The 25,516-nt window shown below is 72.0% G+C and carries 24 protein-coding genes and 1 pseudogene; 11 read left to right on the top strand and 14 right to left on the bottom strand.

Annotation, left to right across the window (positions count from 1 at the left end; genetic code table 11):
• The first annotated feature begins 62 nt into the window (after window positions 1-62).
• The 5 genes from VFZ92_RS23045 to VFZ92_RS23025 all read left to right on the top strand — a co-directional run bounded on the left by VFZ92_RS23045 (window position 63) and on the right by VFZ92_RS23025 (window position 5,148).
• Complete coding sequence (locus VFZ92_RS23045; RefSeq protein ID WP_330878089.1) at window positions 63-893, top strand: class I SAM-dependent methyltransferase; 831 nt, start codon at window positions 63-65, stop codon at window positions 891-893.
• 85 nt (window positions 894-978) lie between these two features.
• Window positions 979-1,911, top strand: a complete 933-nt coding sequence (locus VFZ92_RS23040) for a GNAT family N-acetyltransferase (RefSeq protein WP_330878088.1) — start codon at window positions 979-981, stop codon at window positions 1,909-1,911.
• 104 nt (window positions 1,912-2,015) lie between these two features.
• Complete coding sequence (locus tag VFZ92_RS23035) at window positions 2,016-2,678, top strand: ATP-binding cassette domain-containing protein (RefSeq protein ID WP_330878087.1); 663 nt, start codon at window positions 2,016-2,018, stop codon at window positions 2,676-2,678.
• Complete coding sequence (locus tag VFZ92_RS23030) at window positions 2,675-4,555, top strand: YhgE/Pip domain-containing protein (protein WP_330878086.1); 1,881 nt, start codon at window positions 2,675-2,677, stop codon at window positions 4,553-4,555. The genes VFZ92_RS23035 and VFZ92_RS23030 overlap by 4 nt, the downstream gene beginning before the upstream one ends.
• Window positions 4,552-5,148, top strand: a complete 597-nt coding sequence (locus tag VFZ92_RS23025) for a TetR/AcrR family transcriptional regulator (RefSeq protein WP_330878085.1) — start codon at window positions 4,552-4,554, stop codon at window positions 5,146-5,148. Before VFZ92_RS23030 ends, VFZ92_RS23025 begins: the two co-directional genes overlap by 4 nt.
• A 17-nt stretch (window positions 5,149-5,165) precedes the next feature.
• Here the strand turns inward: VFZ92_RS23025 and VFZ92_RS23020 are convergent, their stop codons facing one another.
• From VFZ92_RS23020 to VFZ92_RS23010, 3 genes are read right to left on the bottom strand one after another with little or no spacing between them, the layout of a single operon-like run.
• Window positions 5,166-5,735 (bottom strand): hypothetical protein, encoded by a 570-nt coding sequence (locus VFZ92_RS23020; protein ID WP_330878084.1) that lies wholly within the window; start codon window positions 5,733-5,735, stop codon window positions 5,166-5,168.
• Window positions 5,732-6,328, bottom strand: coding sequence for an AAA family ATPase (locus VFZ92_RS23015; protein WP_330878083.1), 597 nt, complete (start codon window positions 6,326-6,328; stop codon window positions 5,732-5,734). Before VFZ92_RS23015 ends, VFZ92_RS23020 begins: the two co-directional genes overlap by 4 nt.
• Window positions 6,329-6,378: 50 nt before the next feature.
• Complete coding sequence (locus VFZ92_RS23010; protein WP_330878082.1) at window positions 6,379-6,900, bottom strand: GNAT family N-acetyltransferase; 522 nt, start codon at window positions 6,898-6,900, stop codon at window positions 6,379-6,381.
• 82 nt (window positions 6,901-6,982) lie between these two features.
• On the opposite strand from VFZ92_RS23010, the gene VFZ92_RS23005 reads away from it, so the two are divergent.
• A complete protein-coding gene (locus VFZ92_RS23005) occupies window positions 6,983-7,432 on the top strand; it encodes a helix-turn-helix domain-containing protein (RefSeq protein WP_330878081.1) in 450 nt (149 codons plus the stop codon).
• A 3-nt stretch (window positions 7,433-7,435) separates the two neighbouring features.
• Here the strand turns inward: VFZ92_RS23005 and VFZ92_RS23000 are convergent, their stop codons facing one another.
• Together VFZ92_RS23000 and VFZ92_RS22995 are read right to left on the bottom strand one after the other, a co-directional pair.
• Complete coding sequence (locus tag VFZ92_RS23000; RefSeq protein WP_330878080.1) at window positions 7,436-7,939, bottom strand: O-acetyl-ADP-ribose deacetylase; 504 nt, start codon at window positions 7,937-7,939, stop codon at window positions 7,436-7,438.
• A gap of 4 nt (window positions 7,940-7,943) precedes the next feature.
• Window positions 7,944-8,555 carry a TetR/AcrR family transcriptional regulator gene (locus VFZ92_RS22995; RefSeq protein WP_330878079.1) on the bottom strand — a complete coding sequence of 204 codons (612 nt, stop codon included), beginning with the start codon at window positions 8,553-8,555 and terminating at the stop codon, window positions 7,944-7,946.
• Between the two features lie 64 nt (window positions 8,556-8,619).
• Between VFZ92_RS22995 and VFZ92_RS22990 the strand changes: the two genes are divergently transcribed.
• A complete protein-coding gene (locus VFZ92_RS22990) occupies window positions 8,620-9,069 on the top strand; it encodes a DUF1453 domain-containing protein (RefSeq protein ID WP_330878078.1) in 450 nt (149 codons plus the stop codon).
• A 68-nt stretch (window positions 9,070-9,137) separates the two neighbouring features.
• Window positions 9,138-10,106, top strand: coding sequence for a helix-turn-helix domain-containing protein (locus tag VFZ92_RS22985; protein WP_330878077.1), 969 nt, complete (start codon window positions 9,138-9,140; stop codon window positions 10,104-10,106).
• Window positions 10,107-10,122: 16 nt separating this feature from the next.
• On the opposite strand, the gene VFZ92_RS22980 is transcribed toward VFZ92_RS22985, so the two are convergent.
• Window positions 10,123-11,709 carry a hypothetical protein gene (locus VFZ92_RS22980; RefSeq protein ID WP_330878076.1) on the bottom strand — a complete coding sequence of 529 codons (1,587 nt, stop codon included), beginning with the start codon at window positions 11,707-11,709 and terminating at the stop codon, window positions 10,123-10,125.
• A gap of 604 nt (window positions 11,710-12,313) precedes the next feature.
• Between VFZ92_RS22980 and VFZ92_RS42515 the strand changes: the two are divergent.
• Window positions 12,314-12,760 (top strand): annotated as a pseudogene (locus VFZ92_RS42515) (transposase); the annotation flags it as partial.
• A gap of 115 nt (window positions 12,761-12,875) precedes the next feature.
• Here the strand turns inward: VFZ92_RS42515 and polA are convergent.
• Complete coding sequence (polA, locus tag VFZ92_RS22970; protein WP_330878075.1) at window positions 12,876-15,551, bottom strand: DNA polymerase I; 2,676 nt, start codon at window positions 15,549-15,551, stop codon at window positions 12,876-12,878.
• Between the two features lie 53 nt (window positions 15,552-15,604).
• Between polA and VFZ92_RS22965 the strand changes: the two genes are divergently transcribed.
• Entirely contained in the window at window positions 15,605-16,051 is a 447-nt protein-coding gene (locus VFZ92_RS22965) for a hotdog fold thioesterase (RefSeq protein ID WP_330878074.1), read from the top strand.
• Here VFZ92_RS22965 and VFZ92_RS22960 read toward each other — a convergent pair.
• The 6 genes from VFZ92_RS22960 to VFZ92_RS22935 form a co-directional block, all read right to left on the bottom strand.
• Window positions 16,048-16,884 (bottom strand): hypothetical protein, encoded by an 837-nt coding sequence (locus VFZ92_RS22960; RefSeq protein ID WP_330878073.1) that lies wholly within the window; start codon window positions 16,882-16,884, stop codon window positions 16,048-16,050. The two genes, VFZ92_RS22965 and VFZ92_RS22960, sit on opposite strands and share 4 nt — an antisense overlap.
• A 119-nt stretch (window positions 16,885-17,003) precedes the next feature.
• The gene (locus VFZ92_RS22955) at window positions 17,004-17,717 is read right to left on the bottom strand and encodes an ABC transporter ATP-binding protein (protein ID WP_330878072.1); all 714 of its coding nucleotides are present in this window, start codon (window positions 17,715-17,717) and stop codon (window positions 17,004-17,006) included.
• Complete coding sequence (locus VFZ92_RS22950) at window positions 17,714-18,586, bottom strand: ABC transporter ATP-binding protein (protein ID WP_330878071.1); 873 nt, start codon at window positions 18,584-18,586, stop codon at window positions 17,714-17,716. The genes VFZ92_RS22955 and VFZ92_RS22950 overlap by 4 nt, the downstream gene beginning before the upstream one ends.
• Complete coding sequence (locus tag VFZ92_RS22945) at window positions 18,583-20,277, bottom strand: branched-chain amino acid ABC transporter permease (protein WP_330878070.1); 1,695 nt, start codon at window positions 20,275-20,277, stop codon at window positions 18,583-18,585. Before VFZ92_RS22945 ends, VFZ92_RS22950 begins: the two co-directional genes overlap by 4 nt.
• Window positions 20,278-20,294: 17 nt before the next feature.
• Complete coding sequence (locus tag VFZ92_RS22940) at window positions 20,295-21,212, bottom strand: branched-chain amino acid ABC transporter permease (RefSeq protein WP_330878069.1); 918 nt, start codon at window positions 21,210-21,212, stop codon at window positions 20,295-20,297.
• 87 nt (window positions 21,213-21,299) lie between these two features.
• Window positions 21,300-22,523, bottom strand: a complete 1,224-nt coding sequence (locus VFZ92_RS22935) for a branched-chain amino acid ABC transporter substrate-binding protein (protein ID WP_330878068.1) — start codon at window positions 22,521-22,523, stop codon at window positions 21,300-21,302.
• A gap of 359 nt (window positions 22,524-22,882) precedes the next feature.
• Between VFZ92_RS22935 and VFZ92_RS22930 the strand changes: the two genes are divergently transcribed.
• Window positions 22,883-24,787, top strand: coding sequence for a hypothetical protein (locus VFZ92_RS22930; protein ID WP_330878067.1), 1,905 nt, complete (start codon window positions 22,883-22,885; stop codon window positions 24,785-24,787).
• Between the two features lie 3 nt (window positions 24,788-24,790).
• On the opposite strand, the gene VFZ92_RS22925 is transcribed toward VFZ92_RS22930, so the two are convergent.
• Window positions 24,791-25,387: an ANTAR domain-containing response regulator gene (locus VFZ92_RS22925; RefSeq protein WP_330878066.1), complete on the bottom strand. Its 597-nt coding sequence runs from the start codon at window positions 25,385-25,387 to the stop codon at window positions 24,791-24,793.
• Window positions 25,388-25,516: the final 129 nt, after the last annotated feature.

The raw sequence follows: 25,516 nt of genomic DNA, 5'->3' as shown, positions 1-25,516 counted from the left end.
GGCGGTATCGTACGCGGCTTCGCGACCAGCGGGCAAACCGGTACCCCCACGTTAGGAGCAGTGTGTCCACGCAGCACGCCAGTGCCGAACTCACCCTCGGCACGACCGGGATCGCCAAGAGGCCCGTGGACGCCGCCGAGTCGCGCACCGCCAACCGGATCTGGTGGGACGCCGACGCCGACGACTACCACGCCGAGCACGGCGACTTCCTCGGCGCGGCGGACTTCGTGTGGTGCCCGGAGGGGGTCCGCGAGCAGGACGCGCGGCTGCTCGGCGACGTGGCGGGCAAGCGGGTGCTGGAGGTCGGCTGCGGGTCGGCGCCGTGCGCCCGGTGGCTCGCGTCGCAGGGGGCGCGGGCGGTCGCGTTCGACATCTCCGCGGGCATGCTGCGGCACGCCGCCGCGGCCAACCGCGAGACCGGGATCGACGTACCGCTGGTCCAGGCGTCGGCGGACCAGCTGCCGTTCGCGGACGGGTCGTTCGACGCGGCCTGCTCGGCGTTCGGCGCGGTGCCGTTCGTGGCGGACTCCGGCACGGTGATGCGCGAGGTGTCGCGGGTGCTGCGGCCGGGGGCGCCGTGGGTGTTCGCCGTGACTCACCCGATCAGGTGGATCTTCCCGGACGACCCCGGCCCCGGCGGGCTCACGGTCACGCAGTCGTACTTCGACCGGACGCCGTACGTCGAGGTGGACGAGCGGGGCAGGGCCACCTACGTGGAGCACCACCGGACGATGGGCGACTACGTGCGGCAGCTCGCCGCCGCGGGCCTGGAGCTGGTGGACCTGCTCGAACCCGAGTGGCCCGCGGGGCACGACCGCGAGTGGGGCCAGTGGAGCCCGCTGCGCGGGAAGCTGTTCCCCGGCACGGCGATCTTCCTGACCCGCAAGCGGTAGCCGCTCGACGCGCCCGGCGGCCCGGTCGTCCCGGTGGACCGGCGGGGCGCCCGGTCCGGGGGTCCCCACGTCGTAACCTGGCCCCATGACGGTCGGTCGAGCGCTGCTGGACGCGCAGTCCGCGCGGTTCGCCTCCCTCGACCCGGTGCTGCCCGCCGTGCCGGAGCCGCCGGACGGCGACGTGCTCACCGCGGCCCTCCCGGACGGCACGCGCGTGGCGGGCGTGCTCCAGCGGCAGGTGTACGACCGGACGTCGCTGCACCGCCTGTGGTCGGCGACCGAGGTGTGGGAGCTGACGCCGCTGCTCGGCGCGTCGGGCGGGCGCGGGATGGACGCGCTGCTGCGGGCGTGGCGGCGGACCGTGGAGCGGGTCGGCGGGGCCGGACCGGACTCGTCCTGCGTGGTGACGTGGCCGAGCCGGGACACCGAGTCGGCCAAGGCGTTCCTCGACCACGGCATGGTGCCGCTGTCGGTGATAGCGGTCCGGCGCAACCAGGGTCACCCGAACGGGGGTCCGCCGCCGACGCTGCGGATCCGCAGGGCCACGCCGAAGGACCTGGACGCCGTGCTCCAGCTCGCGCTGGCGGAGCTGCACTACTCGTCGCTGGTCGGCTCGACGGTCGCCCGGCCGGAGGCGGTCGCGCTCAAGCGCAGGACGCTGAGCGACCGGCTCGCGTCGGGCGGGCCCGCGTGGCTGGCCGAGCGGGACGGGATCGCCGTGGCGCTGGCGGAGTGCGCGGTCGTGTCGTCGGAGCCGGGCAACTGGACGTCGACCAGGCTGCCGCACGGCCGCTGGGGGTACGTGAACTGCCTGTCCGTGCTGCCGGGTGCGCGCGGGACCGGGATCGGCCAGCAGCTCATGGCGTTCGCCCACCGCGAGCTGCAACGGCTCGGCACGGTCGGCAGCTACCTCTACTACAACCCGCCGAACCCGCTCTCCTCGGTGTTCTGGCCGCGCCAGGGCTATCGTCCACTGTGGACCGTGTGGGAAGTGCGCCCGGCCTTCGCGCTGCGCTGACGTCCGTTTCGCGAGGTTGCCGAGAACGTCACACCACCTCCGGTTGCGAGCCGCTCCCCCGCGGACCACTATTTGAACTGACCGGTCAGTTCAAGGAGGTAATGGTGGAGATCCACGCCCAGCGCGTCGGCGTCACGGGGGCGCACGGCCCGCTGCTGCGGCCGACCACCCTGAGGGTCGGCCCCGGCGAGTTCGTGCTCGTCGCGGGCGAGCCCGGCGCGGGCCACACCGCGCTCGGCCTCGCCCTGTCCGGCAGGTTGCGGCCCAGCACCGGCTCGGTGCTGCTCGACGGCACCGACAACCCCTCCGAGCTGCGCGGACGGGTCGCGCTCGTGGACGCGCCCGAGGTCAACGAACCCGAGGCCGCGCTCAAGCTGAGCACCGTCGTCGGCGAGGAGCTGGCCATGATCGGCGAGCGCAGCGGCCGCAAGGCCGTCGCGGACTGGCTGGTCGAGCACGGCGCCGAGGAGCACGCGACCAGCCGCTTCGAGCACGTCCCCGCCGACCTGCGGTGCGCGCTGCTGCTGGAGCTGGCCGCCGCCCGGCCCGGCGTCGGGGCGCTCGTCCTCGACAGCCCCGACCGCTACCACGGCACACCGGAGACGTGGCTGGGCCTGGCCAGGGCGCTGGTCACCCCGGAGCGCTCGGTCGTGGTGCTCTGCTCGACCAGCTCGGCGCGGCTGCTGGACGTCACCGCCGCGCGCCTCGGCGAGGACAACACCCCCGAGGTCGACGACGAGGAAGAAGCCCAGGAGAAGACGGCGTGACCGCGATTCGGATGGCGCTCAACGAACTGCGCCGGGTCAGCTCCGGCACGTTGCCCAAGCTCGCGCTGCTGGCGCTGGCGCTCGTGCCGCTGCTGTACGCGTCGCTCTACCTGTACGCGAACAAGGACCCGTACTCGAACCTGAAGAACGTGCCCGCCGCGCTCGTCGTGGCCGACCGGGGCACCGACCAGGTCCACGCCGGTCGCGACGTGGCCGACGAGCTGGTCAGGGGCGGCAGGTTCGACTGGCACCAGGTCGGCGAGGCCGACGCCGAGAAGGGCGTCCGCGACGGCACCTACACGTTCGCGCTGACCCTGCCCGAGGACTTCTCGCAGGCCCTCTCGTCCTCCGGCGACTTCACCCCGCGCCAGGGCGTGATCACGCTGACCACCAACGACGCGAACAACTACCTCGGCAGCACCATCGCGAACCAGGTCGTCGCGGAGGTCCGCCGGTCGGTGTCGGTCAAGATCGGCGAGGAGGCCGCGGACCGGCTGCTGCTCGGCTTCTCGACGATCCGGCAGAAGACCGTCGAGGCGGCCGACGGCGCGACCAGGCTCGCCGACGCGCAGCAGTCCGCGCTGACCGGGACGCAGCAGCTCGTGGACGGCGCGACCCCGCTGGCGGACGGCGCCGGGACCTTGGCGAACGGGCTGGACCAGCTCCAGGCCCAGACGAAGGACCTGCCGCTCAAGTCGCAGCAGCTCGCCAACGGCGCCAAGCAGGTGGCCGACGGCAACGCGACCGCCGCGACGACCGCCGAGGACTACGCCGCGAAGGCGCAGGCGCTGGTGACGGGTCTCGACCAGGTCAACGGCGACATCGCCGCGAAGCTGCGGGCGGGCGGGATGCCCGAGGAGGACGTGCAGAAGGTGCTGACGGCGCTCGGTCAGGCCAAGGCGCCGGTCGACGACGCCAACGGCAAGGTGCAGGGCGCGGCGGGCCAGCTCCGGCAGCTCGCCAACGGCGCCGAGCAGGTGTCCGACGGGGCCGCGCGGCTCGCGGCCTCGACACCCGCGCTGACCGACGCGATCACCAGGCTGGACGACGGCGCGGGCATCCTCGCGTCCGGTGCCGTGCGGCTCCGCGACGGCGCCACCGCGCTGCGCGACGGCGAGCAGCAGCTCGTCGACGGCACGACGAAGCTGCGCGACGGGCTCAACGAGGGCGTCGGCCAGATCCCGAACCCGGACGACCCCACCCGCGACGCCACCGCGAAGACCATCGGCGACCCGGTGAACGTGCGCGGCGTCAGCCAGACCGCCGCGGGCACCTACGGCGCGGGCCTCGCCCCGTTCTTCCTCGGGCTGGCCACGTGGATCGGCGCGTTCGTGCTGTTCCTGCTGCTGCGACCGCTGTCGCGGCGGGCGCTGGCCTCGGGCCAGTCGGCGGTGCGGGTCGCGGTCGGCGGCTGGCTGCCCGGCGCGCTGCTCGGCCTCGCGCAGGTGGTCGTCATGTTCTCCGTCGTGGCGCTGGTCGTGGACATCCGGCCCAGCGACCCCGTCGGCACGCTGGCGTTCCTGTTCCTCACGTCGATGACGTTCGTCGCGGTCCTGCACGCCCTCAACGCGCTGCTGGGCGCGGTCGGCAAGTTCGTCGGGCTCGTGCTGCTGATCCTCCAGCTGGTCAGCGCCGGCGGCACGTTCCCGTGGCAGACCATCCCGGAGCCGCTGTACCCGCTGCACTACGGTTTGCCGATGGGCTACGCGGTGGACGGCTTGCGCCACCTCATGTACGGCGGCGAGCTGAGCGGTGTCGGCCACGACGCGCTGGTGCTGGTGGCCTACCTCGTCGGAGCGCTGGCGGTCTCCACGTTCGCCGCGCACCGGCAGCGGGTCTGGACGCCGTCGCGGCTGAAGCCGGAACTGGTGCTGTGAGCACGCCCCGGCCCGGTCGCACCGGGGTCACCAAGCAGAAGCTGTTCGACGCGGCGCTGAAGCTCGTCGGCGAGCGCGGCGCGGCCTCGGTGACGGTGGACGAGATCGCCGCCGAGGCCGGGGTCGCGAAGGGCACGGTCTACTACAACTTCGGCAGCAAGGACGCCCTCGTCGACGCCCTGCTGCGGCACGGCGTCGACCTGCTCGCCGCGCGGTTGCGCCCGGCGCAGGAGCAGGAGGGCACCGAGGACGCGCTGGCCGCGCTGGTGGACGGGATGCTCGGCTTCTTCGCCGAGTACCCCGCCTTCGGCCAGTTGCTCGTCAGCGAGCTGTGGCGGACGCCGGGCCAGTGGCACGGCACGCTCAGCCTGCTGCGCGACGACATCGTGTCCATCGTGAAGGCGCAGATGCAGCGGGCGCACGACGCGGGCCGCCTCCCCGAGGGGGTCCAGGTGGGCACGGCGTCGGCGGCGCTGTTCGGCACGCTGCTCGTGATCGCCCTCGACTGGCAGGTGTTCCAGCCCGAGCGGTCGTTGGCCGAGGTCCGCGAATCCGTGCTGCTGCTGGTGCGCGGCCTCGGCCCCCGTGGCTGACCGGGCTCAGGCGGGCGTCACCACACGTCCACGTCGCCCACGTGGTGGGTGGACGGCGGCTTGCCCTCCAGCGCCCGGTGCACGGCGGCGAGCACGCCGTCCGAGGTCTCCCGGTGCGAGAGCCAGCGCCTGCCCGATCCGTGCTTGACGTGCCCCAGCACCACCTGCTGGGTGGGGTGGCCGTCGAGGATCGGCTCCGGCAGGCCGTGGACGCGGTGCGCCGCCCCCGAGTCGTGCACCTCCACCACCGGGGCGTGCGGGGCCAGCAGCGGCGCGACGGCCTTCAGCACCGACTCGCGGTAGGTCGAGTGCACCCAGGCGACCAGCAGGTCGGCGGGGTGGTCGAGGGTGGTGCGCACGCGTTCGGCCAGCTCGGCGGGCCGCGCCCAGTCGGCGGCGATCTCACGGGCTCTCGGCTCCGCGGCCGTCGGCCGGTGGCCCGCCGCCACCACCGCGGCCCGCGCCGCCAGGCCGAACCGAGGTCTGCGGCTGGGCAGCACCACCTTCCAGCCGTCGGCCAGCAGCGCTGACGCGCACCCGGCCAACATCCCCGTCCCACCCAGCACCAACGCGATCCGGTCACTCATAGCGATGACTCCTCGTTGAGTCCTGCCGCGTGGCGCAGCGGGCCCGCGCGCCACCGGTCCACTTCCCTCTGGCCGCACAGCCGCACGATCGCCAGCCGTGCCCCGTCCTCACCATCGCGCATCACGGCCAACTTCCGCCGCAGGCTCGCGTGCGACTTCCACGCCCACCTCCAGAGGTGCCTGCGGTCGGTGAACACCGTGCGCAGCGGTGGCTCGTAGTTGCCGTTCCACAGGTGCTGGCCCCGCAGCCTCCTGCGCACCGTGCGCAGGACCAGCCTCCTCATCACCACGTGCCGGGGGTGGTCGAGCCAGACGACGGTGTCCGCCTCGCCCAGCAGGAGGGGTCGCACCTCCCGGTACTGGTACTCCGTCACCCACGCCGGTCCGCGCGCGAACCGGCGCACCTCGGCCGCGAACTCCGGCCTCGGTGTCCACCGCGGGCCGTGGAACAGCGCGTCGAGCTCCACGTACGGCAGGTCGAGCACGCGGCCTATCCGATCGGCCATGGTCGACTTGCCCGCGCCCGCCGTGCCCGCCACGAGCACCCGTCTCGGAGCGTGCGGCAGCGGATCGGAGGGTCCCAGGATCGGCACGCGCCCAGGCTACCGGCGGGCACCGACAGGAACCGGGTGCTGGACGAGCCCTACGGACGGCTGATCGCGGCCAGCAGGTCCTCGTGGGTCGGCAGGCCGAACGCCCAGCCGACGGGGAACGAGAAGTGGACGACGCCGTCCGCGTGGACCGTGCGGGCACCGGGCATCGCGCCGCGAACGAGCCGCACCACCGGGGTGTTCTCCGGCAGCACGTCGCCGTGCAGTTCGAGGTAGCCGAGCCCGCCCGCGAGCGCGGTGATCTCGGTGAGCAGCATCCGGCCCACACCGCGGCGGTGCCAGCGGTCGACGACGGCGACCGAGACCTCGGCCGTGCCCCGGCCGGTCCTGACCAACCGGGAGATGCCGATGGGCTGCCCGAGGACCTCGGCGACGACGGCCGCGTGGCGGTCGCCGTCCAGGTCGATCAGCTTGTCGCGGAACGACCTGGTGAGCCGCGGCACGGGTGCGTGGAACCGCAGGTAGCGGCTGTGGTCGGAGAGCCCGGCGAAGACGGCGTCGACGGCTGCCGGCGCGCTCCAGCGGTCGAGCGCGCGCACGCTGGGACCGGTCATGGTGCGACCACCTAGTTGGGTTCGGATTCAGAACTCCACCATAGCTGGGTCTGTTTTTCGAACGCAAGCGTATTCTGGAGAGATGGCACACGCGAAGCTCGCCGACCCGCAGTGCACGATCGCGCGCCCCGCCGCCTTGCTCGGCGAGAGGTGGACCCTGTTGCTGCTGCGCCAGGTCTTCCTCGGCACCCGCCGCTTCGAGGACTTCCAGACCGCGATGGACATCTCCCGCAGCGTGCTCACCGAGCGGCTCGCGGAGCTGGTCGACGAGGGCGTCCTGCGCCGCGTCGCCTACAAGGACGCCCGCACCCGCTACGAGTACCGGCTCACCGACAAGGGCCGCGCGCTCTACCCCGTGATGATGGCCCTGCGCGACTGGGGTTCGGAGTGGATGCCACCCGTGGACGGCCCGTCGTTCGAGCTGCACCACCGGGACTGCGGCGGCGGCGTGCACGCGAAGGTGGAGTGCACCGGCTGCGGCGAGGAGCTGACCGCGCGGGACGTGCGGGTCACCACCCCGAACCGGGCCTGAGGCTCACAGCCGGTCGGCGAACGCGCGGTGGGCGGCCGCGCCGAACAGCACGAAGCGCACCAGGCGCACCGGTCCCACCGGCTCGCGGACCGCGGCCAGCGCGATCTCGGCGGCCGACTCCAGCGGCCACCGGTAGACGCCGGTGGAGATCGCGGGGAACGCCACGGTCTCCGCACCCAGCTCGGCCGCGACCAGCAGCGAGTTGCGGTGGCACGCCGCCAGCAGCTCCGAGCGGTCCTCGGTGGCCGAGTGCACCGGGCCGACCGTGTGGACCACCCACTTCGCGGGCAGCCGTCCCGCGGTGGTGGCGACCGCCTGCCCCACGCCCAGCCCGCCGCCGAGGTGCGCGGCGCGCAGCGCCCGGCACGCGGCCAGCACCTCCGGGCCGCCCCGGCGGTGGATCGCGCCGTCGACACCGCCGCCGCCGAGCAGCGACGAGTTGGCCGCGTTGACCACCACGTCCACGGCCTGCTCGGTGATGTCACCCTCGACGACCTCGATCTCCACGCCGTCAGCCTGCCAGTTCGGCCAGGTGGCGGCGCAGCACGGTGGTCATGACCTCGGGTGTCGTGAGGTCCGGGTGCAGCACGGCGTTGACGGCGAGCCCGTCGAGCAGGGCCGCGAGGCGCTCGGTCTCGACGGCCGGGTCCAGCCCCTCGGGCAGCGCGCCGTGGGCGACCGCCCCGGCGAGGACCCTGCCGACCACCGTCCGCACGCCCCGGTGCAGGCGCAGCGCCGACGGCCGCAGCGAGGGGCGGGTGCGGGCGGCGGTGATGAACGCGAGCCAGATGACGGACTCGTCCCGGCGGTCGGCGTCGAGCGGCAGCAGCTCACCCAGCAGCGCCTCGACCAGCGGCCCGCGCTCGTCGGACGTGCCCGCCGCGAAGATCCGCTCCGCCCCGGTCCGCAGCCGGACCCCGACGCGCTCCTCCAGCTCCTGGAGCGCGAACACCAGCAGCTCGTCGTGGCTGTCGAAGTAGTGCCGGACCGAGCCGATCGCCAGTCCCGCCTCGTCCGCGACGTTGCGCAGCGACGCCTGCTCGACGCCCTCCCTGCGGACCACGCGGAACAACGCGTCCACGACGGCGCGGCGGCGGGCTTCGGCGTCGACGATCCTGGGCACTCCCCTTTTTAGCACACCCATGCTAATTTAAGTAGCACGACCATGTTACAAACGAGGGGGAACCATGACCACCTGGGTGCTGATCGTCGTCGGGGTGGTGGCGGTGATCGTGAAGCGGGCCGTCGGCGAGCCGGTCGACCTCCGCGACCTGGTCGTGCCGCCGCTGGTGCTGCTCGGGGTCGGCGTGCACGGCCTGCTGGAGGTGGACCTGGGCGCGGTCGACGTCCTGTGGCTGGTCGTCGGCTCGCTGGTCGGGCTCGCGATGGGCGTGCTGCGCGGGTCGTCCGTCCGGCTGGCCACCCGCGACGGCGTGCCGTGGCAGCGCTGCACCGCGCGGACGTTCGCGTACTGGGGGCTGTCCGCCGCGGTCAACCTGGCCGTCGGCTTCGCCGCGAGCCACTACACCGACGCTCGGCCGATCACCCTGTCCATCGGCGTCGGCCTGCTCGGCGAGGCCGTCCCGGTCGGCCTGCGGGCGCTGCGGGCGGGCGCGCCGACCGCCACACCGGGGTGACCACGTCGATCGGCCGCGAAAGTATCGTCACCACCGCGAACGTGGTGGCCTCACCGTGGGGAGTGGTCGTGCTGGGAGCACTCGGGCTGGGTCCCGCCGAGGAACGGATCTACCGGGCCGTCGTCAGCGGCTACCGCAGCGACGCGGACGCCATCGCCGAGAGCCTCGGCGCCGACCGCGGCGAGGTGACGGCGACGCTGAAGACCCTGCTGACCAAGGGGCTCGTCACCCGCACCGGCGAGCACTACGCGGCGGCGCCGCCGGACGTGCTGCTCGGCCCGATGCTGGTGAAGGGGCAGGCCGAGCTGGAGCAGGCGCGGGCGGCGGTGTCGCAGCTCGCGGACGAGTACCGGGGTGACGCGCGCCGCCGCGACTCGGCCCGGCTGGTGGACGTCGTGACCGGCGCGGAGGCGATCCGGCACCACCTGCTGAGCCTCCAGCGCGGGGCCCGCGAGGAGATGCTGTGGTTCTGCCGCAAGGCGCCGATCGCGATGTCCTCGCCGGAGAACGACGAGGAGGCGAAGGCGCTGGCACGGGGCGTGCGCTACCAGGCCGTGTTCGAGACGGCGCTGCTGGAGGAGCCGGGTGAGCTGGCCGAGGTGATGGCCTCGGTCCGCGCGGGACTGATCGGGCGCTCGCTGCCCGCGCTGCCCGTGCGGCTGGCCGTCGCGGACCGCAAGATCGCCCTGTGCCCGCTGGTCACCGACGACGCCACCGGCGAGCCGACCGCCGCGCTGGTCATGGAGAGCAGCCTGCTCAGCGCGCTGGTCGCCCTGTTCGAGAGCTACTGGGAACGCGCGATCCCGCTGCGCATCGACGGCGGCGCCGACGTGCCGCTGACCCCGGACGAGCGGCAGCTGCTGTCACTGCTGCTCGCCGGGGTCAGCGACAAGTCGATCGCCACGCAGCTCGGCGTCAGCGGCCGCACCCTCCAGCGCAGGCTCCAGGACCTGATGCGGCGGGCCAACGCGCAGAGCCGGATGCACCTGGCGTGGCGGGTCAACGAACTCGGCTGGCTCGGCGACTCGGGCTGGTGAGCCCGCGCGGGTCGGGTCAGCGCAGCGCGAGCCGGTGCACCCCGCTGGCCATCGTGCCCGCGAACAACCACGCGCCGTCCGGCGAGACGAGCACCGACCGCACCTCGTGGTCGGCGGGCTGGTTCGGCAGGGCCCTCCAGCTCGTGCCGCCGTCGGTGCTGCGCAGCACGCCCAGTCCGGGCACGTCGAAGTCGCGCGACCCGGCGAACAGCGCGCCGTCGCGGGAGAACACCACCGACGTGGAGAACAGCGACGGACCGGCACCGTCCGCGAACGACTTGCCCGCGTCGTGGCTGACCTTCAGCAGACCGTCGCCGACGGCGACCACGTGCGCGGGGTTCCTCGGGTCGACCGCGACGGCCTCGACCCGCCCGTCGAACGCCTTCGCGAGCGGCAGGTCCGCGCCGGTGCTCAGGTACAGCCCGCTCACGTCCGCGATCCACACCCCGCCGGAGCGGGTCGGGTCGATCGCGAGACCGTTCACCCCGGACAGCTCGGTGTCGTGCAGAGGGGTGAAGCTGGTGGCGCCGTCCGTGCTCGCGTACAGCGCGGGAGCGAGGTAGGCGCCGGTGTAGACGCGGCTCGGGTCCTTCGGGTCGGCCACCACCGAGTGCGAGTTGCCGGGGAACGACGCCAGCCCGGTCCACGTCCGTCCTCCGTCACCCGACTCCTCGATGAAGAAGCACTCGCCGGGGCAGTAGGCGTTGCGCGCCCGCAGCACCTCGTTCCCCTTGCCGGGCAACGTCTCCAGCGCGCTGACGGTGTTGCCGACCGTGTGCGGGACCTTGCCGGTCCACCCCCAGTCCTGGTAGCCCGCCCCGAGGTCGCGGCCGAGCGGCGCGGTGGAGCGGTAGCTGCCGGTCGGCGTGCCTGCGAGCAGCGCGGACCCGGCGACGGCCAGCGCGTTCACCGAGGTGTCCGGCACGCCGATGCGCTGGAAGTCGACGGAGTCGCGGGTCGTGAAGATGCCCGCGGACGCGGCGACGACCTGCACGTCCGGCCGGTCCGGGAAGCTCCCGACCTCGTTGTAGACGTCGACCTTCTCGAACGCGGGCTTCGCCCTCCACGTGCGGCCGAGGTCCCGGCTGACCCACAGGTTCTTGGCACCGCTGCCGTCCGGCGAGCCCTCGATCGTCTGCACCTGGACGTCCCCGGCCGGGCCGACACCGATGTAGGGCACGGCGTCGTCCGCGTTCCACGGCCCGCTCACCGTCCGCCAGGTCTTCCCGCGGTCGGTCGACAGCACCGCCCCGCTGAAGATCCCGGCGGCCACCACGACCCGTTCCCCCACGGACAGCGAGTCCACGGCGAGGTCGACGGCCAACTTCTTCGCCCTCTGGGGCCGCGACGTGGCGTTCTCGACCAGGTGCACCCCAGCACCCGTACCGATGTAGAGGTCCCGGTCGTCCAGCCCGAGCTGCCGCACCCCCTGCGGCGACCCGGCCAACAACTCCCAGTGCGACCCGCGGTCGGTGCTCAGGTGCACACCGTCGTCACCACCGACGAACACCGACCGCCCGTCCCGCGACACCACAACACTCGTGAAGCCGGCAGGCGTCTCGAACACCGACGAGAACGACCGCCCACCATCCCGACTGCGCACAACGAACCCCCGCTCACCCCCTTGCGGTGCAGCGACGACGTAAACCAGGTTCGGATCCCGCGGATCAGCCGCGATCTGCCGCCCAGCAGCAGCGGGCAGGTCCAGCCCCACGGGCGCCCGCCAGGTCTTCCCACGATCGTCGGTCCGGTAGACGTTCCGACCAGTGGCCGTCAGCACGTACAACCGCGACGGCATCGCCCGCGTGAACGCGAGATCCCCACCACCGGCGTTCGGCCCCATCGACACCCACGAAGACCGACCAGCGGACTCACCCTCGACCGGCCCAGCCGAAGCGGGCACACCAGTCCCGAGCACAACACCCACAGCCAACGCGAGCGCAGCCGGCTTCCAAGAGTTCCGGTACATGGCCACAGCCTGCTGAGACCGGCTCAACGAGTCACTAGTTCGCCCCTGGCACAACCACGACAAGTCGCAACTCCGCCACCACACCCGAGCACCAGGCCTTCCCGCCGCGCAGACCAGCCGCAAGACGCGCAAGCCCGCAGGGCGAGCCCGCTCCCCACCCGCCCCCGATCCCCAGCGCGGTGCGCACCGGGCATCGAAACGACCAACAATCGGGGCGAGCCCCACCCACCACATCCCAGTGGCCAGCCCACTCCCCAACCCTGAGCGCCCGTTTCCGACCGCCACGAACAGCACCGCCGCCGGGTGGTCGTGGACGCGATCCTCTACCTGGTCGACGAGCGGGTTCGCACTGTGGAGGGCGGGCGCGTCCCAGCGGGTGCCCGACGCGCGGCGGGACCGGGTCCGCCTGGCCGCCGACGGTGCCGCGGCACCGTCGGCGGAGATCGTCGACTCGCAGTCGGTGCGGGCCGCGGAGACCGTCCGCAGTGCGACCCGCGGCTACGACGCGGGCGAGAAGGTCCAGGGCCGCAAGCGCCACATCGTCGTGGACACCCCGGGATCGCTGGTCGCGCCAGCGTCCACGCAGGGCCGGGGCGCCGCCCCTTGCCTGCGGCGCCTGCGTTCGGTCGCGGGCGGACGTGTCGGGGTGGTGTGGGCCGATGGCGGCTGTACCGGTGCCCTGCTCGGCTGGGCGCGCAGGACTCTTGGTGCGGTGGCCGATGATCCGCACCACCAGCCGTCGACCGACTCAGCCGCGGCAGCTCGGAAACAGGCGCTGAAGAGCACCCGACTGCCCAGCCCTAATGAGCAGCCGCGTCCCACGACCGCCCATACCCCACCGACACCTCCAACGGCACCGACAACGAATAGGCGTTCCCCATCTCCTCCCGAACCAACGCCTCCACAGCGGCCCTCTCCCCCTCGGCCACCTCCAGCACCAGCTCGTCGTGCACCTGCAACAACATCCGCGAACGCAACCCGGCCGACTCCAACGCCCGGTGCACCCCCAGCATCGCCACCTTGATGATGTCCGCGGCCGACCCCTGGATGGGCGCGTTCAACGCCATCCGCTCAGCCATCTCCCGGCGCTGCCGGTTGTCGCTGTTCAGGTCGGGCAGGTACCGCCGCCGCCCGAGGATCGTCTCCGTGTACCCGTCCTTGGACGCCTGCACCACCAGTTCCTGGAGGTAGTCCCGAATCCCCCCGAACCGGGAGAAGTACGCGTCCATCTGCTCGCGGGCCTCTTCGGCCGGGATCCTCAGCTGCTGCGCCAACCCGTACACGGACAACCCGTACGCCAACCCGTACGACATCGCCTTGACCCGCCGCCGCATCTCCCCGGAGACCTCGGCGGTGGGCACCGAGAACGCCTTCGAGGCGACGTAGGTGTGCAGGTCCTCCCCCGAGTTGAACGCCTCGATCAACCCGGCGTCCTTCGACAGGTGCGCCATCAACCGCATCTCGATCTGCGAGTAGTCGGCGGTCATCAGCTCCGAGTACCCGTCGCCGACCACGAACGCCTCCCGGATCCGCCGCCCCTCGTCGGTCCGGATCGGGATGTTCTGGAGGTTCGGATCGGTGGACGACAACCGTCCGGTGGCCGCGATCGTCTGGTGGAACGTCGTGTGGATGCGACCGTCGTCGGCCACCGACTTCAGCAGTCCGTCCACGGTGGACTTCAACCGCGTGACGTCCCGGTGCGCCAGCAGGTGCTGGAGGAACGGGTGCTCGGTCTTCTCCAGCAGGTCCTGGAGGGCCTCGGCGTCGGTGGTGAACCCGGTCTTGGTCTTCTTCGTCTTCGGCATGTTCAGCTCGTCGAACAGCACCACCTGGAGCTGCTTGGGCGAGCCGAGGTTGATCTCCTTGCCGATCACCGCGTAGGCGTCCTGCGCGGCCTGCTTCACCCCGGCCGCGAAGTGCGCCTCCAGCTCCGCCAGGTGCGCGGAGTCGACCGCGATCCCCACCGCCTCGACCTCGTCCAGCACCGCCATCAACGGCAGCTCCAGCTCGGCCAGCAACCGGGTCCCGTGGATGTCCACCAGCTGCTCGTCCAACGCGTCCGCCAGCTCGGCGACGGCGCGGGCCCGGATGATCGCGCCGGTGGCGGTCTTCTGGAGCTCCTCCTCCTCGTCGGCCAGCAGCGAGAGCTGCCCGTCCGACGACTCCTCCGCCCGGAGTTCGCGGTGCAGGTACCGGATCGCCAGGTCGTCCAGCGCGAACGACCGCTGCCCCGGCCGCACCAGGTAGGCGGCCAGCCCGGTGTCGCTGGTCAACCCGCGCAGCGTCCACCCCCGAGCCCGCAGGGCGCGCAGGGGCAGCTTCAGGTCGTGCCCGGCCTTCAGGACCGACGGGTCGGCCAGCCACGCGGCCAGCGCCCTCTCGTCGGCCTCGTCCAGCCCGGCGACCTCGACGTACCCGCCGTCACCGGTGGCCGTCGCGAACGCGATGCCCTCCAGGTCGCCCGCGCTCTCGCGGAACGCGATGCCGACCCGCGCGCCGCGCGCGTACTCGTCCAGCCAGCCGCCGAGCAGCCCGGTCGGGACGGCGCCACCGTTGACCTCGAACCCGTCCTCGACCTCGGGCTCCTCGGACGGCAGGGTCGCGAACAGCCGGTCGCGCAGCACGCGGAACTCCAGCTCGTCGAACAGGCGGTGCACCGCCTCGCGGTCCCACTGCTTCTTCTCCAGGTCGTGCGGCCCGAGCGGCAGCTCGACGTCGCGCACCAGCTCCGTCAGGTGGCGGTTCAGCATCACGTTGGTGATGTTGTCCCGCAGCGCCTCGCCCGCCTTGCCCTTGACCTCGTCGACCCGGTCGATGAGCCCGTTGAGGGACCCGAACTGCTGGATCCACTTGGTGATCGTCTTCTCGCCGACGCCGGGGATCTTCGGCAGGTTGTCCGACGGGTCGCCGCGCAGCGCCGCGAAGTCCGGGTACTGCTCCGGCGTCACGCCGTACTTCTCCACGACCAGCTCGGGCGTGAACCGGGCCATCTCGGACACGCCCTTGACCGGGTACAGCACGGTCACCGAGTCGCTGACGAGCTGGAGGGCGTCGCGGTCGCCGGTGCAGATCGCGACCTTGAAGCCCTCGGCGACGGCCTGCGTCGTGATCGTGGCGATCAGGTCGTCGGCCTCGAAGTTGTCCTTCGCCATCGTCGGGATCGACAGCGTCGCGAGCACGTCCTGGATCAGGCTGACCTGCCCCTTGAACTCGTCCGGCGACGAGCTGCGGTTCGCCTTGTAGTCGGCGAACGCCTCCGAGCGGAACGTCTTGCGCGAGACGTCGAACATCACCGCGACGTGCGTGGGGGCCTCGTCGCGCAGCAGGTTGATGAGCATCGAGGTGAACCCGTACACGGCGTTCGTCGTCTGCCCGGTGTTCGTGGAGAAGTTCTCCTTGGGCAGCGCGAAGAAGGCCCGGTACGCCATCGAGTGGCCGTCGATCAGCAGCAGGCGCGGTGCGTCGGAAGTGCTCACGGCCCGAGTCTAGGGTGGAGCACCGACAGTTCCGCACCGACCGGAGGTAGCCGGTGACCGCCGCCGTCCCACCCACGCCCGACCAGCTCCCCGGCCTCAACCTGGACCTGGCCGCCGAGCAGCTCACGACGAAACTGGGCATCGAAATCACCCGATGGGATGCGGACCGGCTCGTCGGCACCATGCCCGTCGCGGGCAACCGCCAGCCCTACGGGCTGCTGCACGGGGGCGCGACGGCGTCGCTCGCGGAGACGCTCGGCTCGGTGGCCGCGGCGATGCACGCGGCGCCGGACCGCGTGGCGCTCGGCCTTGAGCTGTCCTGCACGCACCACCGCGCCGCGCGCGAGGGGCTCGTGACGGGCGTCTGCACGCCGCTGCACGTCGGGCGGAGCACGGCGACGTTCCAGATCGCGGTCAGCGACGAGGACGGCAGGGCGGTCTGCACCGCCCGGTTGACGTGCATCCTGCGCGAGCGGCCCCCCGGCGAGCCGAAGGCCTAGCCCCTGGGCGCGGAGGGCACCGTCCTCCGCGCCCGGAACCGGTTCCGCAGCCACCGGACCACGAGCGCGACCAGCAGGAGGCCGAGGGAGAACGGGAGCCACCAGCGCGGACCCACCACCGCCTCGGCCACGACCTGCACGCAGCCCAGCGCGAGCGCGGCGACGACCACGCCCCGCGCGGTGCGGGCGAGCAGCGCGGCCGTCACGGCGTAGACGCCCACGAGCACGGCGGTCAGGTACCAGGCCGAGCCGGGCACCTTCAGCAGGTGGAGGAACGCGGCCGTGCCCGTGAGCAGGCCGCCCGCCACGAACGGGCGGACGCCGTCGCGCAGCGCGACGGCGAGGGCCAGTGCCGCGAGCGCGACGACGGTCAGCTGGACGTCGTCCACACCGGGCAGCGGCTCGTGCGGCCGGAAGAGGCGGACCGGGGGCGCGGCGGCGTCGCCGAGCAGCAGCCACGCGCCCAGCTCCACCGCGGCGAAGGCCGCCAGTCCCGCCAGGACCGACCGGCCCGCGACGAACGACAGCGCGGTGGCCGCGGCGACCGCCGCCAGCAGGCCGAGCGCCAGGAAGCCCAGCAGCGGCGCGAGCGCGACGTCCGGGGTGGGGCCGGGGCGGAAGCCCAGCGCCCGGTAGGTCAGGTAGGCGGCGAACAGCCCGAGGCCGAACGCGCCGAGCTGGGCCGGGTCCACGGCGCGGGCGCGGCGGGTGCAGGCGACGGCCAGCAGCGCGTACACCGCGCCCTGCGCGACGGCCTCCACGGCGCTCGACCACCACGTGTCCGCGAGCAGCTCCGCGCTGCGCACCAGGTTCGCCGACATGAGCGGGTTCACGGCGTGCACGCTGCCACACCCGCCGAACGGTCCGGCGACCGGAGCCGACCCACCGCGCGCACGACGGCGCCCCGCCTCCCGCGCAGGGGAGACGGGGCGCCGAGGTGGTGCGGTCGGTCCTAGTCCTCGCCGAGGTAGGCCGCGCGGACCCGCTCGTCGGCCAGCAGCTCGTGGCCGGGGCCTTCGAGGGTGGTCTTGCCCAGGTCGATCACGTACGCGTGGTCGGACAGGGCGAGCGCCGCCAGGGCGTTCTGCTCCACCAGGAGGATGGTGGTGCCCAGGGTCTGCAACTCCTTGATGGTGTCGAAGATCAGCTGCGTCATGATCGGCGAGAGGCCCATCGAGGGCTCGTCGAGCATGAGGAGGCGGGGCTTCGACATCATCGCGCGGCCGATGGCGAGCATCTGCTGCTCGCCGCCGGAGAACAGGCCCGCCTTGTTGTGCCTGCGCTCACCGAGCACGGGGAACAACTCGTACACGCGCTGCATGTCCGCCTCGACGCCGTCGTCCTTGCGGACGTAGGCGCCGAGCTGGAGGTTCTCCTCCACGGTCATCCGGGGGAACAGCCGCCTGCCCTCCGGGCAGTGGGCGAGGCCGCTGCCGAGGATGGTGTGGGCGGGCTGGTCGTGGATGGCCTGGCCCTGGAACAGGATCTCGCCGCCCGTCGGCCGCAGCAGACCGGAGATGGTCCGCAGCGTGGTCGTCTTGCCCGCGCCGTTGCTGCCGATGAGGCTGACGATGTGGCCTGCCTCGACGGTGAACGAGACGTTGCGGACGGCTTCGATCGCGCCGTAGGCGACGCTGAGGTTGCGGACCTCAAGGAGCGCGCTCATGCCTGCTCCCCTTCCGGCTTCGTGGTGTCGGCGGCGGTGTGCGGGTCGGCAGCCCTGTTGTGCTGCGTCTCCTCGACCATCGCCTGGACCTCGGCCTCGACCTCGTCCGGCGGCTTGCCGAGGTAGGCCTCGATGACCCTCGGGTCACGGCGCACTACCTCGGGGCTGCCCTCGACGAGCAGCTCACCCTGCACGAGCACGGAGACCGAGTCGCACAGGCTGAAGATGAACTTGATGTCGTGCTCGATCACGACCACGGAGACGCCGGTGTCGCGGATGGCCAGGATCAGCTGCCGCGTCGCCTCGGTCTCCTGCGGGTTCATGCCCGCGGTCGGCTCGTCCAGCAGCAGCACGGCCGGGTCGGTCGCCAGTGCCCTGGCGATCTCCAGGCGGCGCTGGTCGCCGTAGGGCAGGTTGCGCGCCAGCTCGTCCTCGATGCCGGGGAGGTTGACGAACTCCAGCAGCTCGGTCGAGCGCTCGCGCGCCGCCTTCTCGCCCCTCTGGTACGAGGGACCGTGGAACAGCGAGGCCAGCGGGCCCTGCTTCATCCGCACGTGCCGTCCCACCATGACGTTCTCCAGCACGGTCATGCTGGGGAACAGCCGGATGTTCTGGAACGTGCGGGCCACGCCCGCGGTGGTGACCTTCGCGGGGTCGCCGGGCAGCACGTCGCCCTTGAGCAGCACGCTGCCCGTGGTCGGCGTGTAGAGACCGGTGAGGCAGTTGAAGAACGTCGTCTTGCCCGCCCCGTTGGGGCCGATGAGACCGACGACCTTGCCCTCGTCGAGCTTCAGCGACACGTTCTGCAGCGCCTTGAGGCCACCGAAGACCATCGAGACGTCGCGCGCTTCCAGGACTGGCGTGCTCACGCCTTGGCCCCCTTCGTGTCGTGCTCGTGCACCTCGTCGACCGGAACTCCGCCGACGTCCTCATCGGCGAGCTCGGCCCTGCGGTGCCGGTCGGGCACCAGCCCCTGCGGCCGGAACCGCATGATCAGCACCAGGGCGAGACCGAAGATCATCAGCCGGTAGTCGCTGAACTCGCGCAGCTTCTCGGGCAGCACGAACAGCAGCGACGCGCCGAGGACGGCGCCGGGGATGGACCCCATGCCGCCCAGGATGACCGCGGCGAGCAGCGTGACCGACTCCAGGAACTTGAAGCTCTCGTAGGAGACGGTGCCGTTCTTGTGCGCGAACACCGCGCCCGCCAGACCCGCGAGCGTGGCACCGACCAGGAAGGCGAGGATCTTCGCCTTGCCGGTCTTGATGCCCATCGCGCGGGCGGCGTCCTCGTCCTCGCGGATCGCGATCCACGCACGGCCGATGCGGCTGAACTTGAGGTTCGCGAAGATCGCCATCACGCCCGCGACGAGCAGCACGATCAGGACGTAGTACAGGACGCCCGCGGGCAGCTGCACCGAGCCGATCGACAGGGACTGGTTGAACTCCTTGCCGAACAGGTCCAGCGGCGGCACGCCGGGGATGGCGTTGGCGCCGTTGGTGAGCCCGCCGATGTTGTTCTGCGCGGACCTGGTGAAGATCTCACCGAACGCGAGCGTCACGATCGCGAGGTAGTCGCCGCGCACGCGCAGCGTCGGCGAACCGACGATGGCGCCGAAGATGCCCGCGATGATCGCGGCGATGACGGCGGCGACCGGGAACGGGAGGTCGAGACCGATCTTGGACGCGGCGGCGCCGGACAGGTTCGCCGCGACGACCGCGCCGATGCCCATGAACGCCACGTACCCGAGGTCGAGCAGACCGGCGAGGCCGACCACGATGTTGAGGCCGATCGCGGTGGCGGCGTAGATGCCGATGTTCGCGGCGACCGTCATCCAGTACTCGGACCCGGCCCCGGTGAACGGGAGCAGCAGCGCGCACGCCAACAGGACGACCACGCTGAAGATGCGGTGCTTCTCCGACAGCTCGGAGATCCAGCCGACCAGGCCGACCCCGTTGAGGGCGGTCAGCAGGCCCGCCGCGAAGCCGAGGAACGACAGGAACAGGCCACCCGCGTACGGGTTGGCCGGACCGCCCTGGCCACCGGCGGTCAGCGTCGCGGAGACGGCGACGAGCACGGCGGCGAACGTCACCAGCAGCACGAGGTAGGCCAGCGGCGTGGACAGCGTGAGCTTCCACTTGGTGGGCGGCTCGATGCCGAGGCCCGTGCCCGCGAGGATCACCGCGATGCCCGCCACGACGCCGACGACCCCGCCGAAGGCGGAGCTGCCGTCAGCGGCGGTGATGGCGCCGAGGCCACCGCCCTCGGCGACGATGAAGACCGAGTTGATCAACGCGACGGCGAGGCCACCCCAGCCGAGGGACCTGATGACCCGACCCTTGTTGGGGATCGGCGCGAAGGTCGCGATCAGCACCAGCACGCCGAGCAGCAGGATGTGCCACCGGAACCCGGTGACCCCGAACGGGGCGTCGAAGTACTGGAGGGTGGCCCGGTCCGGGTAGTTGCCCGAGTTGAGCGAGAACGTCACCCACGGCAGGAGCGCGGCCACGATCAGCAGCACGCCACCGACGACGGCCAACGGACGCGCGAAGGGCTTCACTGTATTGGCGATCTTGCTCACGCGCGCACCCTTTCCGGCTCACCGAACAGGCCCTGAGGCCGGAACACCAGCACCAGGATGAGCACGACGAAGATCCAGACGTAGTCGTACGAGGTCCCACCGGGCATGTACTGACCCGCGAGGGTCTTGACGAGACCGATGATGAACGCACCGACCACGGCGCCCCGGATGCTGCCGACGCCGCCCAGCACCGCCGCGGTGAAGGCGAAGATGCCCGTCTGGAAACCCATGTCGGTGTTGATGTTGGTGTAGTAGGTGCCGAAGAGCACGCCCGCCACACCCGCGAGCGCCGCGCCGAGGACGAACGTCAGCACGATCACGCGGTCGGGGTTGACACCCATGAGCTTCGCGGTGTCGGGGTCCTGCGCCGTCGCCCGCATCGCGCGGCCCATGCGGGACCGGTTGATGTAGGTCTGGAGCAGCAGCGACAGGATGATCGACACGAAGATCAGCAGGACACCGGTCCAGCTGATCTTGATGGGACCGAGCGAGAGCTGGCCCTGGACGAACGCACCGGGGAAGGGCAGGGCCGCGGTGGCGTTCGGGTAGAAGTTGCGCACGAACTCCTGGAGGAACACCGAGACACCCAGCGCGGTGATCAGCGGTGCGAGCCTGGGGGCGTTGCGCAGGGGCCGGTAGGCGAAGCGCTCCATCAGGAGGGCGACCACGACGCTGATCGCGACGCCTCCGAGGAGCACGAGCGGGAGCGACACGTACCAGACGTCCTTGACGGCTTCCGGCACGAGCCAGGTGTACGTCGCCAGGCCGCCGTAGGCGCCGACCATGAAGACTTCACCGTGCGCGAAGTTGATCAGCTGGATGATGCCGTACACCATGGTGTACCCGAGCGCGATCAGGGCGATCAACGCGCCCTGCACCACCCCGTTGGCCAGCTGTTGAAGCAGGGTTGACACGACTACCTCTACCTCCGTAGACAGCGGGGGCGGACAGAACTGTCCGCCCCCACCGCATCTGACGTCAAACGATCAGTAGTCGTGCACTCAGCCGGTGAACTCGCCGGTCTCGGCGGAGTTCCACTTGCCACCGGTGACCTGGTAGACCGTCAGCACCTTGTTGGTGCTGTCGCCGAACTCGTCGAACTTGATGCTGCCGGTCGCGCCGCTGCCGCTGTAGGCGCCGACGGCCTTCAGCAGGTCCTCGCGCTTGCTCTCGGCCCAGTCACCACCGTTGAGGGCGGTGGCGAGGCCACCGATGATGGAGTTGGCGGCGTCGTAGGAGAAGGCACCGTAGGCGCCGTAGGCGTCCTTGTAGCCCTTCTTGGCGTACGCGTCGACGAACGCCTTCGCGCTGTCCAGCTTGTCGGTCGGGGCGCCGACCGAGGTGGCGAGGTCACCGTCGCCGCCGCCGAGGCTGATGTACTTGTCGTCGTAGATGCCGTCGCCACCCATGAGCGGGATGTTGAGGCCGGAGCTCTTCATCTGCTTGCTCAGCGGGGCGGCCTGCGGGTACTCGCCGCCGTAGTACAGGGCGTCCGGCGTGGAGCCCGCGATCTTCGCGATGACGCCCGCGAAGTCCGTGTCCTTCTCGCCGACCTTCTCCTGGGCGACGATCTGCGCGCCCTTGGCGGTGGCCTGCTTGGCGAACTCGGCCGCGAGGCCCTCACCGTAGGTCTTGCCGTCGGTGATGATCGCGATCTTCTTCTTGCCCGCCTTGCCGACCAGGTAGTTGGCCGCGAACGGTCCCTGGAGCTCGTCGGTCGCGCACACGCGGAAGTACGTGTCGAACGCGCGCTTCGGAGCGGTGGCGAACGCCTCGCCGCGGGTCAGCGTCGGGTTCGTGTTCGCGGGCGAGACCTGGACGATCTTCTTCTGGGAGAGGATCGGCTGCACGGTCTGGGCGACGGACGAGTTCAGCGTGCCGACGACGCCGACCACGTTCGGGTCCGACGACAGCTTGGTCGCGGCCTGGGCGCCCTTGGCCGGGTTCGCCTCGTCGTCCTGCGTGTCGACGGCCAGCTTGTAGCCCTTGACCGTGCACTTCTCGTTGGCCTCGTCCACGGCGAGCTGGGCCGAGTTCTTGATGCCCAGGCCGAGGGCCGAAAGACCACCCGACTGGGGGGCGATCACGCCGACGATGAGGGTGCCCTTGCTCGTGTCGCACGCACCACCGGAAGCACCGGACTCGGTCTTGTTCGTGCCGCATGCGCCCGCGACGAGCAGAACACCGACGACGATTGCTGCGGACTTCACTGAGTGCTTACGCACGTGATGTCCCTCCTCAATCCAAGCTCTTGGCGGCAGCGAGGTCACCGCGTACCGCGCTTAAATCCCTCTCACTGAGGGTTGGCCGGAACCTAGGCGATGAAGTGGGTCACCGTCACCACAGGCAAGGTGCTCGTGACCATAACGCAACGCGGTGTTATGTTTGACTTGATAATTTATACACCCCGTAACACCAGCGCGCTTCTGCCGCTTGCCGCTGTCGTCGCTGGTCAGGACGCCGCCAGCAGACCACCCGAACGATTTTCGGATCGAGTGCCTGCTGTGATAGTGCAGTCACAATACGTGCGGATCTTAAGCCACTTGTATCCATCGAGCGGGTGATGTCGGCATAACATTGCCTCATGACACCGCGGAGGCGGCTAGCCACGGCGTTCGTGGCCTTCGCCGTCCTGGCCGCAGTGGTCGCGGCCCTTCGCCACGCCCAGAGCGGCTCGACCGGGCCGCCCGCGCCCCCGCCGGTCTCGCTCGCGGACTTCACCGCGCCCCACCTCCTCGTGCCGAACCCCGGCGAGCCGCCCGCCGCGCCCGCGGAGGTCGAGGCCTTCGGCGGCCACGGCTGGATCAGGGTCGCCTGGGGCTCGGCGCTGCCGGGTGGGCAGGACCCCGCCCACGCCGCCGGGTACGAGGTCAGCTGGCACCGCGACGGCGAACCGGCCAGGACGCGGCGGGTCGCGAGCAGCGAGGTGCAGCTGGACGGGCTGGCCGAGGGCGTCGACCACCGGATCGCCGTGCGCACCGTGGACGCGGTCGGCCGCCGGTCGCCCGCCGTCGAGACCACCGGCCGCGTGGGCGACGACGGCGACTGGCGCGACGGGCTGACCGGGCTCCTGGACGACTTCGACGACCCCGCCACCACCGACGCGCGCCGCTCGGGCTCGCTGTGGCACGTCGACGGCTACCGCGGCTGCGTGAACACCGACAACGCGGGCGGGCACCTGCTGGTGGAGATGAACTGCGGCGCGGACTCCGCCGTCCTGCGCGCCCGCCGCCCGCTGGTGCTGTCCGAAGTGGACGACGACGTCCTCGGCCGGGTCGGCGTGGTCACCGACGCGGCGGGCGCCCGCGGAGGGCTCACGGTGGACCTGGTGCCCGGCGGCCCGGACCAGGTGGGCTCGGAGGAGGTGTCCGACCCGGCGCTGCCACCGGGAGCGGTCCGGGTCGCGCTCGACGACGACGGCGCCCGCGTGCTGGCGGCCCCGGACGTCCCGACCGTGCCGGACCGGGGTTCGGAGGCCGCGACCCGGCGCGGAACCGGTGTGCTGCACCGGTTCGACGTGCTGCTGACGAAGTCCGGGGTGCGGGTGCTCCAGGACGGCAGGCAGATCGGCTCGTCCGGCGCGGTGCCCGCGTGGCGGGAGGCGACCGTCCTGCTGGGACTGCGCGGCGCCAGGGGGCGGCGGAGCACCGTGCGCCTGGACGCCGCCGGGTTCAGCGGCGCGCAGACCCCGGTGAGGGGCGTGGTGGAGACGCCGACCGTGCCCGCGACCCAGCAGGTGCTCGACCTGGACGACCAGGCGCCCGGCGTCGGGATCTCCCGCGCCCCGCTGCGCGGCGCGACCGCCGCCCGGCTGCGGGCCACCGTGACGTTCGCAGGCCCCGTCGACCCGGCCGCGGTGGTGGTGCAGCTCGGCGACGCCCGGCTGCCCGCCGTGCAGGCGGCCCCCGCCCCGGTCGTGGCGGGCGTGGTGCGCCAGGGGACGGCGATCACCGTCGTGGCGGAGCTGCCGCCCGAACTGCTGGCCGAGACCGGCCCCGACTCGCTGTCGCCGTTCGTGCTGCGCGTGGCGGGCGGCAGGGCGGCGATGGGCACGGTCCGGTCGAGCTACCTGGAGGTCGACACCACGACCACCGAGGCGCCGCCCGCGACCACCGGCCGCCCCCGGTCGACACCGGCGGACGAGCTGCCCGCGGGCTCGCTGGTCGTGCGCGACCAGAACAACCAGGTCCTGCCGCCGGACCAGCCGCTCGGCCAGCGCAGGGTGGTGCTGTCCATCACGCTGGACCCGCTCGGCGCGGAGGCCGTCAGCGGGTCCGTCGCGGGCGTGGCCGGGTTCCGGCTGCGCATCGACGGGCAGCTCGCCGCGACCGTGAACACCGCGCGGGACGGCCCTGGGCTCGGGGGCACGTACACCGTCGGCCTGGAACTGGGGCGGCTGCCCGCCGGACGGCACCGGGTGGAGCTGGAGGTGGTGCCGGTCGACCCGGCGGAACGGGAGCGGTCCACCCTCGTCACGCTGGAGGGCTGAGGGTCAGCCGAAGTTCTCGATGACCGCTTCCGCGACCGCCTTCATGGTCGTGCGGCGGTCCATCGCGGTCCGCTGCACCCAGCGGAAGGCCTCGGGCTCGGACAGGTTCTGCTTGCTCATCAGCAGGCCCTTGGCGCGCTCGACGACCTTGCGGGTCTCCAGGCGGTCGGTCAGGCCCGCGACCTCGTTCTCCAGCGCCTGGAGCTCGGCGAAGCGGCTCATGGCCAGCTCGATGGCGGGCACCAGGTCGCGCTTGGCGAACGGCTTGACCAGGTACGCCATGGCGCCGGCGTCGCGCGCGCGCTCGACCAGTTCGCGCTGGCTGAAGGCGGTCAGTATCACCACGGCGGAGATGCGGCCCCCCGCGATGGCGGAGGCCGCCTCGATGCCGTCGACCTTCGGCATCTTGACGTCGAGGATGACCAGGTCCGGGCGCAGTTCGGTGGCGAGCTTGATGGCCTCGTCACCGTCGGCGGCCTCGCCGGCCACCTCGTAGCCCTCTTCCCGCAGCATCTCGACGAGATCGAGGCGGATCAGCGCTTCGTCCTCCGCGACGAGCACGCGGCGCGGCGCGGGGTGGGCCTCGGCCGGTTGGGTCACCGGGGTCCTCCTGACGGTCTTGCCCGACCGGACGCGGTCGCGGCTGGTCGAGGGCAGTCTACCGACGCCGGTGGCCCCCACCATCGCAAAGCGCCGTGATCGCGGACACGAGCGGCCCCCGGCGGCGCC

Origin of the sequence: Umezawaea sp., from assembly GCF_036375055.1 — a bacterium.
Lineage (GTDB): Bacteria > Actinomycetota > Actinomycetes > Mycobacteriales > Pseudonocardiaceae > Umezawaea.
Note: the sequence above shows the minus strand (reverse complement) of the source record. Positions and strands in the feature narration are given on the sequence as shown.